General features: G+C 71.1%; 12 protein-coding genes. 3 read left to right on the top strand and 9 right to left on the bottom strand.

Going from position 1 to position 14101, the window contains the following annotated elements; all coding sequences use genetic code 11:
- The first annotated feature begins 236 nt into the window (after positions 1 to 236).
- Entirely contained in the window at positions 237 to 1199 is a 963-nt protein-coding gene (locus OG801_RS27080; RefSeq protein ID WP_406032124.1) for a 1-phosphofructokinase family hexose kinase, read from the top strand.
- Between the two features lie 107 nt (positions 1200 to 1306).
- Here OG801_RS27080 and OG801_RS27075 read toward each other — a convergent pair whose 3' ends face one another.
- The 7 genes from OG801_RS27075 to OG801_RS27045 all read right to left on the bottom strand — a co-directional run bounded on the left by OG801_RS27075 (position 1307) and on the right by OG801_RS27045 (position 10462).
- A complete protein-coding gene (locus tag OG801_RS27075; protein ID WP_406032122.1) occupies positions 1307 to 2305 on the bottom strand; it encodes a zinc-dependent alcohol dehydrogenase family protein in 999 nt (332 codons plus the stop codon).
- On the bottom strand, positions 2305 to 5049 hold the full coding sequence (locus OG801_RS27070) for a GNAT family N-acetyltransferase (protein WP_406032120.1): 2745 nt from the start codon (positions 5047 to 5049) through the stop codon (positions 2305 to 2307). The genes OG801_RS27075 and OG801_RS27070 overlap by 1 nt, the downstream gene beginning before the upstream one ends.
- A 172-nt stretch (positions 5050 to 5221) precedes the next feature.
- Entirely contained in the window at positions 5222 to 6385 is a 1164-nt protein-coding gene (locus tag OG801_RS27065; protein ID WP_406032118.1) for an ABC transporter permease, read from the bottom strand.
- Positions 6382 to 7557 carry an ABC transporter permease gene (locus tag OG801_RS27060; RefSeq protein ID WP_406032117.1) on the bottom strand — a complete coding sequence of 392 codons (1176 nt, stop codon included), beginning with the start codon at positions 7555 to 7557 and terminating at the stop codon, positions 6382 to 6384. Before OG801_RS27060 ends, OG801_RS27065 begins: the two co-directional genes overlap by 4 nt.
- Before the next feature lie 2 nt (positions 7558 to 7559).
- Positions 7560 to 8546: an ABC transporter ATP-binding protein gene (locus OG801_RS27055; protein ID WP_355017028.1), complete on the bottom strand. Its 987-nt coding sequence runs from the start codon at positions 8544 to 8546 to the stop codon at positions 7560 to 7562.
- Entirely contained in the window at positions 8543 to 9427 is an 885-nt protein-coding gene (locus OG801_RS27050) for a universal stress protein (RefSeq protein WP_406032116.1), read from the bottom strand. The genes OG801_RS27055 and OG801_RS27050 overlap by 4 nt, the downstream gene beginning before the upstream one ends.
- Before the next feature lie 135 nt (positions 9428 to 9562).
- Positions 9563 to 10462 (bottom strand): carbamate kinase, encoded by a 900-nt coding sequence (locus OG801_RS27045; RefSeq protein ID WP_406032115.1) that lies wholly within the window; start codon positions 10460 to 10462, stop codon positions 9563 to 9565.
- A gap of 186 nt (positions 10463 to 10648) precedes the next feature.
- On the opposite strand from OG801_RS27045, the gene OG801_RS27040 reads away from it, so the two are divergent.
- The gene (locus tag OG801_RS27040; RefSeq protein ID WP_406032114.1) at positions 10649 to 11242 is read left to right on the top strand and encodes an HPP family protein; all 594 of its coding nucleotides are present in this window, start codon (positions 10649 to 10651) and stop codon (positions 11240 to 11242) included.
- A 92-nt stretch (positions 11243 to 11334) separates the two neighbouring features.
- The gene (locus OG801_RS27035; RefSeq protein ID WP_406032113.1) at positions 11335 to 12249 is read left to right on the top strand and encodes a universal stress protein; all 915 of its coding nucleotides are present in this window, start codon (positions 11335 to 11337) and stop codon (positions 12247 to 12249) included.
- A 16-nt stretch (positions 12250 to 12265) separates the two neighbouring features.
- Here OG801_RS27035 and OG801_RS27030 read toward each other — a convergent pair whose 3' ends face one another.
- A complete protein-coding gene (locus tag OG801_RS27030) occupies positions 12266 to 13135 on the bottom strand; it encodes a carbohydrate ABC transporter permease (protein ID WP_406032112.1) in 870 nt (289 codons plus the stop codon).
- Positions 13135 to 14100 (bottom strand): carbohydrate ABC transporter permease, encoded by a 966-nt coding sequence (locus OG801_RS27025; protein WP_406032111.1) that lies wholly within the window; start codon positions 14098 to 14100, stop codon positions 13135 to 13137. The genes OG801_RS27030 and OG801_RS27025 overlap by 1 nt, the downstream gene beginning before the upstream one ends.
- Position 14101: the final 1 nt, after the last annotated feature.

Here is a 14101-nt window from a genome sequence, read left to right as displayed (position 1 = left end):
CCAGCCAGCCCATCAGATCCGCGAACGGGTTGGTCGCGCGCTTGATCACGGTGCTCATCTGTCCTCCATGGGTTTCGCGGGCACCTGTGCGGCGCCGCCGTCCTCAGTCTTGTTCCGCTCGAGTCGGGGCTCACGAGACCTTGGTCATCTGTGCCGGGACCTCCGCCACCTGCCCCGTCGAGCAGGGGGTGGTTGCCTGGGAGCGCAACCCCTACGGCTCTGGAAGGGAATCTCCGATGCTCGACTCATCCGACGTCGTGACGATCACCCTGAACCCGGCGCTGGACAACTCCTTCTCCGTGCCGAGGCTGATCCCAGGAAGCAAGATGCGGGGCAGTACGCCTCGGATCGACCCCGGCGGCGGTGGCATCAACGTGGCCCGGGTGCTGCACGTGCTCCGGATTCCGACACTGGCGGTCTTCCCCGTGGCCGGTCACATCGGTCAGGCGCTGACAGAGCTGCTGGAGGCCGAAGAGCTCCCCTTCGAGGCGATCGAGGTCGCCGGCGAGACCCGACTCAGCCACCACGTCACCGACCTCAGCACGGGACTGGAGTACCGCTTCGTCCTGCCCGGAACCGAGCTCTCCGCCCCCGACCTGCACCGCTGCTTCGAGGTCGTACGCCGACGGGGTCACCAGGCGGCGTACGTCGTGCTGAGCGGCAGCCTGCCGCCCGGAGTCTCCGCCGACGTCGTCTCCTGGGTGAGGAGCCAGGCCGACTCCATCGGCGCGCGACTGGTCCTCGACACCTCCGGCGGTGCCCTCGCGCACGCGCACGGGACCTTCCTGCTCAAGCCGAGCGTGCGCGAGCTCGGGGACCACCTCGGGCGCAGGCTGGACACTCTCGACGAGCAGCTGGCCGGGGCGCGGGAGCTGCTCCTGGCGACGGATGCGGGTGCGGTCGTGCTCTCTCGCGGCCATCTGGGGGTCGCCCTGGTGACCGCGGCCGGTGCGGAGCTTCTCCCAGCCGTCGCAGGCGATGTCGTCAGCGGCGTCGGTGCCGGCGACGCCCTCGTCGCCGGGATCATCGCCGGGCTCGTGCACGGCTGGGACCTCTCCCGGGCAACCCGGCTCGGGCTCGCCTGCAGCGCGGCCATGATCGCGACACCGGGTACCTCGGTGTTCTCGAGCGACGACCTCGCTGCGGTCACCGACGACCTTCCATCGGTACCGGCGGCCATGTCGGGCAAGGCGATCTGAGCGTCCGACCTCAGAGCTCGAAGACCAGCCGTGCTGCGGTGACACCGTCAGCGTCGGGCGCTCGTCGCGTCCGTTCGCAGGCTCATCGCGGTGATCGCGGCCTCGCTTCATCTGGTCATGTCGAGGACCGCGACGCCCCGGACGCGGTCCTGGGCGAGGTCGGCGAGCGCCCGGTCGGCCTCGCTCATGGCGTACGGCGTGACCTCGGCGTGGATGCCCAGCCGGCCGGCGAGCCTGAACAGCTCGGCCCCGTCGGCTCGCGTGTTGGAGGTGACGCTGGTGAGCGTGCGCTCCCGGAAGAGATGGCGCTGATAGTCGAGCGGGGGGATGTCGGAGAGATGGATGCCCGCGACTGCGCAGGTTCCGGAGGCTCCGAGATCGGCGAGCGCGTCGCGTACGACCTCACCGGCGGGCGCGAACACGATCGCCGAGTCGAGTGGCGGGACGGCTCTACCGGGCTCGACCGCAGAGGCGGCGCCCAGGTCGAGCGCGAGCCGGCGCGCCGACTCCCCGCGCGTGACGACGTGCACCTCCGCTCCCTGGCGGATCGCGATCTGCGCAGTCAGGTGGGCGCTCGCGCCGAACCCGTAGAGGCCCAGGCGACCTCCCGGCGGGAGCGCGGCGCGCCGCAGTGCGCGGTATCCGATGATCCCCGCGCAGAGCAGCGGTGCCGCCTGAAGCGGCTCCAGCGAGTCCGGGATCCGATAGGTGTAGGCAGCGGGCGCGACGGCGTACTCGGCGTAGCCGCCGTCGGCGTCCCACCCTGTGTAGCGAGACCTCTCGCACAGGTTCTCGGCGCCGGCTCGGCACCATCGGCAGCGCCCGCAGGTCGAGCGCAACCATGGCACGCCGACACGCGTGCCTACACGTGGACCGTCGACGTCATGTTCGAAGCCGCCCAGCACCCGGCCCACGATCTCGTGCCCCGGCACGACCGGACTCCGGCGAGGAGAGAGGTCGCCGTCGACGACATGCAGGTCCGTCCGGCACACGCCGCACGCCTCCACACCGATGAGGACCTCGCCCGAAGCCGGTTCGGGCACCGCGAGCTCGGCGTACGACAGGCGCCCGTCACCTGTCGTACGCCAACCCCGCATCGTCGCCATCACGAGCCGTCCCCCGCGGGCGGGCGCATGTTCCTCAGGTCGGGATCGGGTGCCTGCGGCAGCGGGCGCAACCGCACCTTCGCGTCGACGACCGAGACTCCGCGCTCGTGCACGATCACCGGGTTGAGGTCGATCTCGGCGACCTCCGGAACATCGTCGGCGAGACGACCGAGGCAGACCAGGAGACGCTCGACGGCGGCCGTGTCCAACCGAGGCGCGCCGCGATAGCCGGAGAGCAGGGGCGCGGTGCGGAGCTCGCCGAGCGCCGCGGCGGCATCGGCGCGGCTGAGCGGCGTGAGCCGGAAGCTGCGGTCGTCGATCAGCTCGGTGTAGGTGCCGCCGTAGCCGACCATGACCAGCGGTCCGAAGACCTCGTCCTGCATCACGCCGGCGATGAGCTCGACCCCCTCGGCGACCTGGCGCTGGACGAGCAGACCGGGGTGCTCGGTCGGGGTGCGGAGCAGCTCCTGCGCGGCGGAGCGCACCTCGTCGGGACCGTTCAGACCGACGCGTACGCCGCCCACATCGGTGCGGTGCACGATGTCGGGATCCGCGATCTTGACGGCTACCGGACACCCCAAGCTTTCGGCGGCTTCGACGGACGCCTCCGCATCGGCGGCGAGCACGCTCGGCACGACCTCGATCCCGTACGCACCGAGCAGCTGTCGCACGTCGGGCTCGGCCAGCTGGCCTCCCTCCGGCGCCGCCGTAGACGTCCTGGTGATCACGTCACGAGCCGCCGCCCGGCTGCCGGACCCCGCATCGGCGACGGCTTGGCGTGGCTCGGCCCGCCACTTCGCGTAGGTGGCGATCGGGCCGAGCGCACGCGCAGCGTCCTCGGGGAACGCGAAGACGGGCACATGGCGGCTCCCGGCATGGATCGGGCGACTCGGACCGCGCTGGTCGAGCACGACGGCCACAGTGGTGACCGGGGCGATCGCATCCCCCGGTGTACGGCGCAACGCGGTGCGCAGCGCACGAGCGAAGGATGCGTACGAGAGCGCGGGCAACGCCGTGCGCAGCACGATCAGCATGTCGACCTCCCCGCTGCGCGCGATCGTCGAGACCACCTCGGAGTAGGCCTCTCCAGCGACCCCTGACCCGAGGTCGACCGGCATCTGGACCGACGACGCGTCGGGCACCCTCTCGCGGATCCTGGCCATCGTCTCGGCACTCAGCGTCGTCAGCTGCAGACCGGCGCGCTCGCAGGCGTCAGCGGCCAGGATGGCCGGACCGCCGGCGTTGCTGACGATTCCCACCCGACGGCCGCCGGGCAGCGGCTGGTTGGCCAGCACGCTGGTCGTCTGCAGCAGCTGCTCGAGGCCTTCCACACCGATCACACCGCACTGCCGGAAGAGTGCTTCCACCCCGGACGTGGACGTCACCGCCGCCGCGGTGTGACCGACGGCCGCCTGCCGACCGGTCCGGCTGCTGCCGCCCACCAGGGCGACGACCGGCTTGCGTACCGCAAGCCGCCTCGCCACCCGAGAGAACTTGCGTGGGTTGCCGAACGACTCCAGGTAGAGCGCGACCACGTCGCTGGCATCGTCCTCGGCGGCGTACATGAGCAGGTCGTTGGCGCTGACGTCGGCCTTGTTCCCCGAGGAGATGAACGCCGACAGTCCGACACCGAGCTCGTCGGCCCGTTGTAGCGCGGCGATGCCCACCGCACCGGACTGCGCCATCATCGCCACTCGTCCACGGACGACGCTCGTCGGCGAGAAGGTGGCGTTCAGGCGCACGTCGGGGTCGGTGTTGGCGATGCCGAGACAGTTGGGGCCCACCAGCCGCATGCCCGCCCTCCGGGCCACCACAAGGGCCTCGTCCTGGACCCGTCGTCCCTCCGGGCCCTCCTCGGCGAAGCCGCTGGCAAGGATCACCAGGTTCCGTACGCCGCTGTCGGCACAGTCCCGCACGACCCCCAGCACCTCGGCGGCCGGCACCGCGAGGATCGCCAGATCCACCGGTGCCACCTCGCGTATCGAGGAGCGACAGCTGAGCCCGAGCAGGTAGTCACTGTGCGGGTTGACCGGATGGATGGTGCCGGTGAACCCGGCACGCAGCAGGTTGCGCACGACCTGGTGTCCGGCATGGTCCACACGCCGGCTCGCCCCGATCACGGCCACGGAGCGCGGACGCAGCAGCGCGCGCAGAGAATCGGCGTCGGCCCGCTGCTCGCGGGAGATCATCGCCTCGAGCACCCGATCGGTGAGCCGCACCGGGAAGCGCAGCTCGACGGTCTCCTCATGCGGGATCGAGGTGATCTCGAACCCGGATTGCTGGATGACGTCGAATGCGGCGGCGTTGTCAGCCATCACGTACGCGACGAAGTCGGTCACGCCGGAGCCGGCCGCCGCGACGGCGAGGTGCTCGAGCAGCAGGGTGGCCACGCCGCGTTGGGCATGTCCCTCGGCGACGACCAGGTCCAGCTCGGCCTCCTCGTCGCGTCCCGTCTTCATGGCGGTTGCCAGCCCGACGACGTGACCGTCGACGGTCGCCAGCTTCGCGAACGCCTCCTCGCTGGTGAGCCGTGGCAGCAGGGAGTCCACGAAGTGCGCACCGTCGTGGTGGCCGACGTGGAAGAACGGCTCGCGGCGATCGCCCTCGGAGCACGCATCGTGCAGCCGGACCAACCGGTCCCGGTCCGCTGCCACCGCATCGCGCACGCGGGCGATCGTGCCGTCGCGCAGCAGCACGTCCTCCCAGCCCGGTCCCTGCACACCTTGCTCGATCCGAGCGGTCATCGTGCTACCTCCTGCTGTCGATCTCCGCACCGCGCCATGCGACGCGTCGGGCCACCGACACCAGCGAACCGCCCGCGGCCCGCGCGCCGTGAGAGAAGGGAGTCCGAAGGCTGAGGGCCGTACGTCCTTCGGCTACGGGGACGTTCGGCGGGCCGTGACCAGCGCGATGTCCTCACCCGGCGAGGATCCGGCGGCGAAGCGCCCACGAGCCGAGGACGAAGAGGCCTGCCGCGAATGCGGCCAGCACCCCGAGCTGGGGCAGGACGTCGAGCACCGTCCCGTCACGACGCACCAGGGTGGCGAAGCCGTCGGCGGCCCAGGCGTGCGGCGTCAGGTGGGCGACGGTGAGCATCGTGGGCGAGAAGAACTCCAGCGGCATCATCGAGCCACCCAGAGCAGAGATGCCGAGCCCGGCCAGGAGGCCGACCGCGGTCGACTGCTGGACGTTCGTGGCGAGGGATCCGAGCACCATGCCCGCTCCGCCTGCGACCGTCGCGAAAGCCAGCATCAGCAGGGCCGCGGCGGCCGGGTCGCCCCAGGAGACGCCGAACAGCAACGCGGCGCCCAGCATGATGACCAGGCCCTGTACGACCGCGATCGCCACGCGCCCGAGAGCCTCCCCGGCCACGATGGTGGCGGCCCTGGTGGGGGTGGCGAACATCCGGCGGGCCAAGCCGAGCCGCCGGGTCTCGATCAGCGACGCCGCCGACGTCATGGACGTGACGAAGATGAACAGCAGCAGCTGGCTGCTCGCGCCGAGGTCGAAGCGACCCAGGTCCTCGGGGAACGGTGCGGACCCGACCGTGGTGGTCGAGACGGCGACGTCGGCGACGCGGTCCGCGAACTCGTCGCCGCGGACGAGGTTCGGTTCGAACCCGCCTCCTAGCTCGCCGTGCAGGGTTCTTGCCACCCGGAGTCGGCCCGCTTGGTCGTCGACGACGGCGCGGACGATCATGCCGGTCTGCTGGGCGCTCCGGTCGGACCTGGAGAGGTACTGCAGCGTGGTGTCGCCTCCGCTCGCGAGCCGGGTGTCGTACGTCCCCGGGATCACGACCGCCGCCTCGAGAGCACCCTCTTCGACCGCCGCGACGGCCTCGGCGCGCGTGTCGAAGTGACGTACGTCGATGCCGTCGGCGTCCTCGAGGGCGGCCACCAGATCGCCCGAGAGCGCGCCGGTCGCCGGTTGCACCACCCCGAGCCGAGGCTCGGACCCGCCGCCGAACGCCAGACCGAGCACCGCGATCATCAGCAAGGGGAAGAGCACGAAGAAGAAGGCGTTGGTGCGGTCCCGCACGAAGCGGCGCAGGTTGGTCCATGCGATGGTGATCGCGCTCATGGCGCCACCACCCGCCCGGTCCGCAGCAGCGCGATCCCGATGGTGACCGCGGCCATGCCCAGCAGCACCGCAACCGAGGGGAGCGCCTGGACGGCTCCGCCACCGCCCGCGAGGTCGCCGAGTCCACCCAGGAACCACGCGTGCGGCGTGACCAGGCTGAGGTCCGCCATCATGCCGCCGGCCTGCCGCACCGGGAAGAACGCGCCCCCGAGCAGGCCAAGGGTCACCGCGACGACAGCCTGCCAGGCGCCCGCCTGCTCGGAGGTTCGCGCCAGCGAGGCGATCACCGAGGTGATGCCAGTCCCGGCCAGCACGCCGGCGACGATCAGGAGCGCCACGCCGAGCGGATCGCCCCAGTCGGCGCCGAGCATCACCGAGCTGGCCACCATCAGGACCGTGAGGCTGACGATGCCGAGCACCAGGCTGGTGATCAGCTTCCCGACCAGGATCGCCCACCGCCGTACCGGCGCCGCGAGCAGCCGCGCCAGGGTGCCCTCGTCGCGCTCGTCGACCAGCGAGGAGACGCCGAACTGGACGGTGAACAGCAGGAAGAAAACCGCCATCGCGGCCGCGAAGTAGGTTTTCGTGTCCAGCACCCGCGTGGTGGCCGAGACGTCCTCGAGCGCCACCGGCGTGACGCCGTGCACGGTCTCCTGCGCGACCCGCTCGATCTCGGCGGGTGTGAGGCCGGGCCGGGACGCCTGGACCGCGGCGACACTCACCCGAGCCGCGTCGAGGCCCCGGACGTAGGACCGGGCCACCGAGCGCGCCACCACGGTCGCCGTCGGAGAGTCGGCGCTGCCCACGACGCCCAGCTCGGCGGGACGCGGACTGGCGACGTCCGCGGCGAACCCCGACTTCAGGACGAACGCCGCGTCCAGGTCGCCGTCCCGGACGCCGGCTCGTGCCTGTTCCTCATCGAGCGCGCGCACCTCGGCGACCCCCTGCTCCTGCAACGCGCCGAGGACCTCGTCGGTGAAGGTCCGCGACACGGCGGTGTGGTCCTGGTCGACGACGGCGTACTCGAAGGCGCGCGGCGTGGAAGCGGGCCCGAACAGCAGGCTGAAGATGGCGGCCAGCGCGAAGGGCACCACGATCGCGAGCAGGAAGGCGGACCGGTCCCGGACACGCTGTCGCAGGTCCTTGGCCGCGATCAGCAGACTGGCGTGCATCGTCAGTCCCGCAGCTTCTTGCCGGTGAGACGGAGGAAGACCGTCTCCAGATCCGGTTCCTCCACGGTGACCGAGCGCACCGTGCCATGGACGGCGGCCACCTCGATGACCTGCGGGAGCGCCGACTCGGCGTCCTGCACGAGCACGTCGAGGGCGTCGCCGGTCCCCGTCACCCGACTGGCGAGGGGCAGTTCGCGCAGGGCCTCGACGGCACGGGTCAGGTCGCCATCGATCGTGAGGCGGATGTGCTCGGAGTCGCCGAGCTGCGCGGTCAGCTGCCTGGGCGTACCTTCGGCGACCAGCCGGCCGAGGTCCATGATCGCGACCCGGTCGCAGAGTCGCTCGGCCTCCTCCATGTAGTGGGTCGTGTAGAGCACGCCCATTCCCTCGGTGCTGAGCCGCTCGACGCTGGCGAGGATCGCGTTGCGGCTCTGCGGGTCGACGCCCGCGGTGGGCTCGTCCAGCACCAGGAGGCGGGGCCGGTGGATCAGCCCGACCGCGATGTTGAGCCGGCGCTTCATGCCACCGGAGTACTTCTGGACCCGGTCGCCCGCGCGGTCGGTCAGCCCGACGATGTCGAGGACCTCGGCGACGCGGCTGCGGGCGTCGCGACGCCCGATCCGGTACAACGAGGCGAAGAAGAGCAGGTTCTCCCGACCGGTCAGATCGGGGTAGAGCGCTACGTCCTGCGGAACATAGCCGATGGCCGCCTTGGCCGCGAGCGCACCCGGATGCATCGCGACACCATCGACCAGCATCGAGCCGGAGTCGGCCTCCAGCACCCCCGCGACCATCGAGATGATGGTCGTCTTGCCGGCCCCGTTGGGGCCGAGAAGGCCGTACGTCTCACCGCTGCCGATCCGGAACGAGAAGCCGTCCACCGCCTTGACCGGCCCGAACGACCGGTGCAGGTCGGTGCACCGCAGCACATCAGGTGTCGTCGGCGGTGCGTGCGCGGCCGCATGCAGTGGCGAGATCTCTACGTTCATGGTGCCTCGGGCGCAGGCGGCACCACCTCGACGGGGCAGCTGGACTCCCGGAGCAGTGCGTGCCCGGTGCCGCCCAGACGCCGCAGCGGGAACGCATGCCCACGTCGGCCGATGACGAGCAGGTCGGCCCCCTTCGACTCGTCGGCGACGACCTGGGCGGGCTGTCCCTGGCGGATCTGGATCCAGGCCTCGGTGCCGACCGCGTGCGGCGCCAGGTGCCGCGCCCGGTCGAGGGTCTGCATCAGGCGGTGACGAGCATCCGCCTCCCAGGCCGCCTGGTCGTGCTCCAGGGTCGTGTCGTAGAAGACCGCCGGCAGCTCCCACGCATGCACGAGAACCAGCTCGCCACCACGGTCGGCGGCCTCGCCCAACGCGTGGGCGACGAGCTCGACGGAGGCATCCAGATCCGCGATGCCGACGACGACCCGGTGGGCGTCCTGGCCAGGAGACCACACCGTCGGAACGACCACGACGGGCACCGGCGCGCGGGAGGCGACCCGGCCGGTCACCGAGCCGGTCACGAGGCGGGACAGACCGTGGCGACGCTCGTCGCCGAGGACCACCATCCGGGCGTCGGCGGCCGCGTGAACGAGCTCGGCGACCACGCCACCGTCCCGGAGCGTCGTGGTCACGTGGTCGGCACCGACGAGCTCGGCGGCCAGCTTCTCCGACCGGTCCAGAACGGTCTCGCCGGCCTCACGCACCTCGTCCGCCAGCCCTGCATAGCCGTACGGATAGAAGACGCCGGTCGCGACCGCGAGGTCGACCACATGGACGAGCCACAGGTCGGAGCCATCTCGCCGGGCCGCGGCGTAGCGGATCGCCGCTCGGCCACCCTCTCCCCCATCGATGGCGACCAGGATCCGGTGGTGCTCGGACATGTGCCCTCCTCGCGAGCTCGGCACGCGCGTCCGGCTCCCGAGTCTCCAATCTGGTCGGGACGGCCGGAGTACGTCAGGGCCTTCGGGGCCACGCACGGAGGACCTAGGTCCACTGATTCTCACCGGCACCCGGCGTCATCGCCGCAGCTGAGTGCCCGACGTACCGGCCAGCACGCCGTCGATCTGGTCGAGAGAGCCGATCGCCGAGCGTCGGCCGGTCCGTCGGGTGAAGGCGCAGACGGCCTCGACCTTGGGTCCCATCGACCCCGCGGGGAACCACATCGAGGACAGCTCGGCGACGCTCACTTCGTGCAGCACCTTCTCGGCGGGACCGCCGAAGTCCCGGATGACGCCCTCCACGTCGGTGATGACGAGCAGTAGGTCGGCGCCGAGCCTCTCCGCGGCGAGGGCAGCCGCCCGGTCCTTGTCGACCACCGCGTCGACGCTCTCGTATCGTCCGTCCCGGTGCACGACCGGCACTCCCCCGCCGCCGGCGAGCACGACGGTCACGCCCGCGTCGAGGAGCCGTGCGGCCACGGGGAGCTCGACGATGTCAATGGGAAGCGGGGAGGCGACGACGCGTCTCCAGCCATCGCGGTCCGGCTGGATCGTCCAGCCGTGCCAGGCGGCGAAGCGACGCGCCGACAGCTCGTCGTAGACCTGACCGATGGGCTTGGTCGGCACCTGGAACGCCCCGTCCTCCGGATCCACGACTGTCTGGCTGACGAGCGTCACCACCTCGCCGGCCATCTCGGCGAGGAGCGCCTGCTGGAGCCAGAGCCCGATGAGCCCTTGGGACTCCGCGACCAGGTCGGCCAGTGGATAGGGCTCCGAGAGACTGGGGTCCGAGCCGCTCTCGAGTGCCAGCAGGCCGACCTGGGGCCCGTTGCCATGGACCACCACGACCTGGTGCTCGCGGGCGATGTCCGCCAGCGCGGCTGCCGCCGCGGCCACGTGCCGGCGTTGGGGTGCCGCGTCCGGCCGCTCGCCACGCCGCAGCAGGGCGTTGCCGCCGATGGCGACGACGATCCTCACCTGGGCCCCTCCCCTCGGATGGTCGTGGACGGGTCCAGCACACCCCGATCGCGATCTCCGCAGGAGTGCCGAAGGTCTCCCCGGCTCGGGACCTTGCGCTCATGACCGACCTTCTCGGCCGAACGAGGCTGGTCCTATGAAAGACCAGCACTCGCAACGGGGATGACCATGCTTGTTCGAGAGATCATGACCCAGTCACCGGTCACCGCACGGAGAGGCACTCCCGTCAAGGAGGCGCTCGCCCTGCTGCGTGACCACCACATCACGGCCCTCCCGGTGGTGACCTCCGCCGGCCGCGTCTGCGGTGTCGTCGCCGAGATCGACCTGATCCGCGACCGTGTCCTGCAGGACCCTCGCGCGCACGTGCTCCCACCGGCGCCGGTGACCGATCGGCCCGCGGCGTACGTCCAGGACGTGATGAATCCGGTGACGATCGCCGTGCGAGCGAGCGCAGAGGTCGCCGTGGCTGTCGACATCATGGCCGACCGGTTGCTGAAGAGCCTCCCGGTCCTCGATGACGACGACGTTCTCGTCGGGGTCATCAGCCGCAGCGACGTGGCCAGTGCCCTGGCCCGCGACGACGACACGATGGTCCGGGACCTGACGGCGCTCGTCACCGAGCTCGGTCACCCGGACTGGGTCGTCGACGTCGCCGACGGAGGCGCCGTGATCTTCGGACCGGCGACACCCAAGGAGCGCGCCCTGGCCGAGTCCGCCGCAGCGACCGTCCCGGGAGTCACCCGGATACGTACCGACTCGCCGCCACCCACCGAGGAGTGATTGCACCATGACACGCTCACACAACCCGGGCATGAACCAGGGCTTCCAAGGCTTCGCCGCCGGCCACATGTGCCTGATGGCGGGCTGATCAGATGCCCACCGACACCACACCCGCTCCCATCGTCGTCGGCGTCCTCGATCCCGAGGTCGAGACGGCACTCTTGGAGTACGCCGGCCGGCTGGCCGCGACCAGCGGCCACCCGCTGCGCCTGGTGCACGTCTTCCAGGCGAACGTCCTGTTCGGAGATCCCATCCTCGGTCTCCCCGGCGCGATGCAGCCGCAGTCGATGATCATCGATGACTCCGCGGTCGGGCGGCTGGCCGATGAGCTGCTCGGGGAGGCCACCGCGATCGCCCGGGACGTCGTCGCCGGGGCGGTCGACGTCTCCGGCGAGCTGTTGCGCGGCCACGCGGCCCACGTCCTGATCGAGGAGTCCGAGGACGCGCACCGAGTCGTGATCCAGCGCCGCGGGTTCTCTCGCATCCACCGGATCTTCACGGGGTCGGTCTCCTCCCGGGTCTCGGCTCACGCCCACTGCCCCGTCACCGTGGTCCCCGAAGGCTGGTCGGCCGAGGGCCGCACCGGAGTCGTCGTCGGCGTCAATGACGACAAGAGCGACATGCAGGTGCTGGGTCACGCCCTGGGTGAGGCGACCCGGCTGGGTGAACCGGTCACGATGCTCCACGGTCTCGACCTCCCGGCCCTCCACGGGGACCTGGTCGACCACGCCACCACCCGGGACTGGACGGCGCGTGGCGAGCAATACCTGGCAGATCTCGTCGAGAAGGCCCGCGACCAGGCCCCGGAGCATCGCCTGACACCCCTCGCGACCCGGGTCTTCGCGGAAGCCCCGGCCGACGCCTTGGCGACCGCGAGCGAGGAAGCCCGCCTCGTCGTCGTGGGACGAGCCTCGCATCTCAACGCGTTCCCACACCTGGGCGGAGTGACCCGCGCACTGCTCCGCGAGGCGGGCTGCCCGGTCGAGGTCCTTCCGCTGCCGAACTGACCGGCCATCGCCGCCGCTAGCCCTTCACCGCCCCCTCCAGACCCTCGCTGCGCAGGAAGAGTCGCTGGAAGAGGAGGAAGAAGAGGATCGGCAGCGCGGCGGAGATCGCCATCGCGGCGAGCAGGACCGAGAGGTCGGTGGTCGGCGCGATGGAGGGCAGCCTGACCGCGATGGGCTGCTTGGCCGGGTCGGGCAGCACGATCAGCGGCCAGATGAAGTCCTTCCACGCGGCGAGCACGGCGAAGACCGACACCACACCGAGCACCGGCCGTGACATCGGCAGGACCACCGACCAGAAGAGCCGGTACGCCCCGGCGCCGTCGATCCGTGCGGCGTCCAGGATCTCGCGGGGCAGGCTGTCGAAGAACCGCTTCATGATCACCACGTTGAACGCCGAGGCGCCCGCGGGCAGGAACGCTCCGGCGTACGTCCCGACCAGCGACCAACCCACGACCGGCAGGCTCAGCACGGTGAGGTAGAGCGGGACGAGCAGCAGCACGATCGGCACGAACATGGTGGCGAGCACGGCTCCGTAGATGACCCGCCCGAACCGTGGCCGCAGCACCGAGAGCGCATAGCCCGCGGTCGTGGCGACCACCACCTGGACGGCCCAGGATCCGGCGGCGATGACCACCGTGTTGACCAGGTAGGCCGACAGGCCCAGCTCGGTCCACGCCTGCGACAGGATCGAGAGGTCCGGCCCGTTCGGCCACAGCGAGATCGGCGAGCGGAGCGTGTCCTGGGTGGGCGTGACCGCCGACTTCGCCAGCCACAGCAGCGGCCCGAGGCAGACGACAACCAGCGCCAGGAGCGTCGCCAGCTGCACACCGCGAAGGCCCCAGCGCACCGACGTACGCCGCCGGTCGAGGGAGGAGACGAAGCTCATCAGTCGCTCCATCCGCGAGTCAGCCGGAAGTAGGCCCACGACAGCAGCGCCAGCCCGACCGCCATCATCAGGCTCAGCGCGGTCGCCGGGCCGTAGTCGCCACCGCCGGTGGTGCTGCCGAAGGCGTACTCGTAGATCAGGAGCAGCAGCGTCAAGGAGGCGTGCGAGGGCCCGCCGCCGGTGAAGAGATAGGGCTCCAGGAAGACCTGGGCGGTGCCGATGATCTGCAGGATCAAGGTGATCAGCAGCACCGGACGCAGGTGCGGGAGGGTGACGTGCCAGACCTTGCCGAGCACGCCGGCGCCGTCGGCCGAGGCGGCGTCGTAGAGCTCCTGCGGCACCGTGGTCAGCGCCGCGAGATAGATGATCACCGTGCCGCCTGCCGCGGCCCAGGTCGCCTCCATCACCAGCGATGGCAGCACCCAGTCGGCCGACTCCAGCCACGGCACCGGCCCGAGCCCGACCCAGCCCAGGATCGTGTTGAACACGCCCCCGGTCCCGGCGTCGTAGAAGGTCTTCCACAGCAGCACCGCCACCGCGGGCGGCACCACGACCGGCAGGTAGGCCAGGCAGGCGTACAGCCCTCGCAGCTTCCGCAGCGAGCTGAACACCACCGCCATGACCAGCGGGATCGGATAGCCGAAGACGAACGCGATCGCCGCGAAGACGGCCGTGTTGCGCAGCGCCACCGGCAGCAGCGGGTCGGCGAGCACCGTGCGGAAGTTGTCCAGGCCCACCCACTCCGCGGGCCCGACGAGGTTGGTCTCCTGCAGGCTCATCACCACGGTCCGGGCGATCGGCCACCACGAGAACAGCCCGAAGACGAGGAGCATCGGCAGCAGGAAGACCAACGTCGCCGCGCTGCCGCGCCACCACCTCGCGACCACGGAGACGAAGGACGTACGCCGGTGGGCCGGCCCTCTCACGAGGGCCGGCCCACCCACCCGGGACATGTCAGCGACCACG

The sequence above is a fragment of the Nocardioides sp. NBC_00163 genome (assembly GCF_045206295.1).
Lineage (GTDB): Bacteria > Actinomycetota > Actinomycetes > Propionibacteriales > Nocardioidaceae > Nocardioides.
Note: the sequence above shows the minus strand (reverse complement) of the source record. Positions and strands in the feature narration are given on the sequence as shown.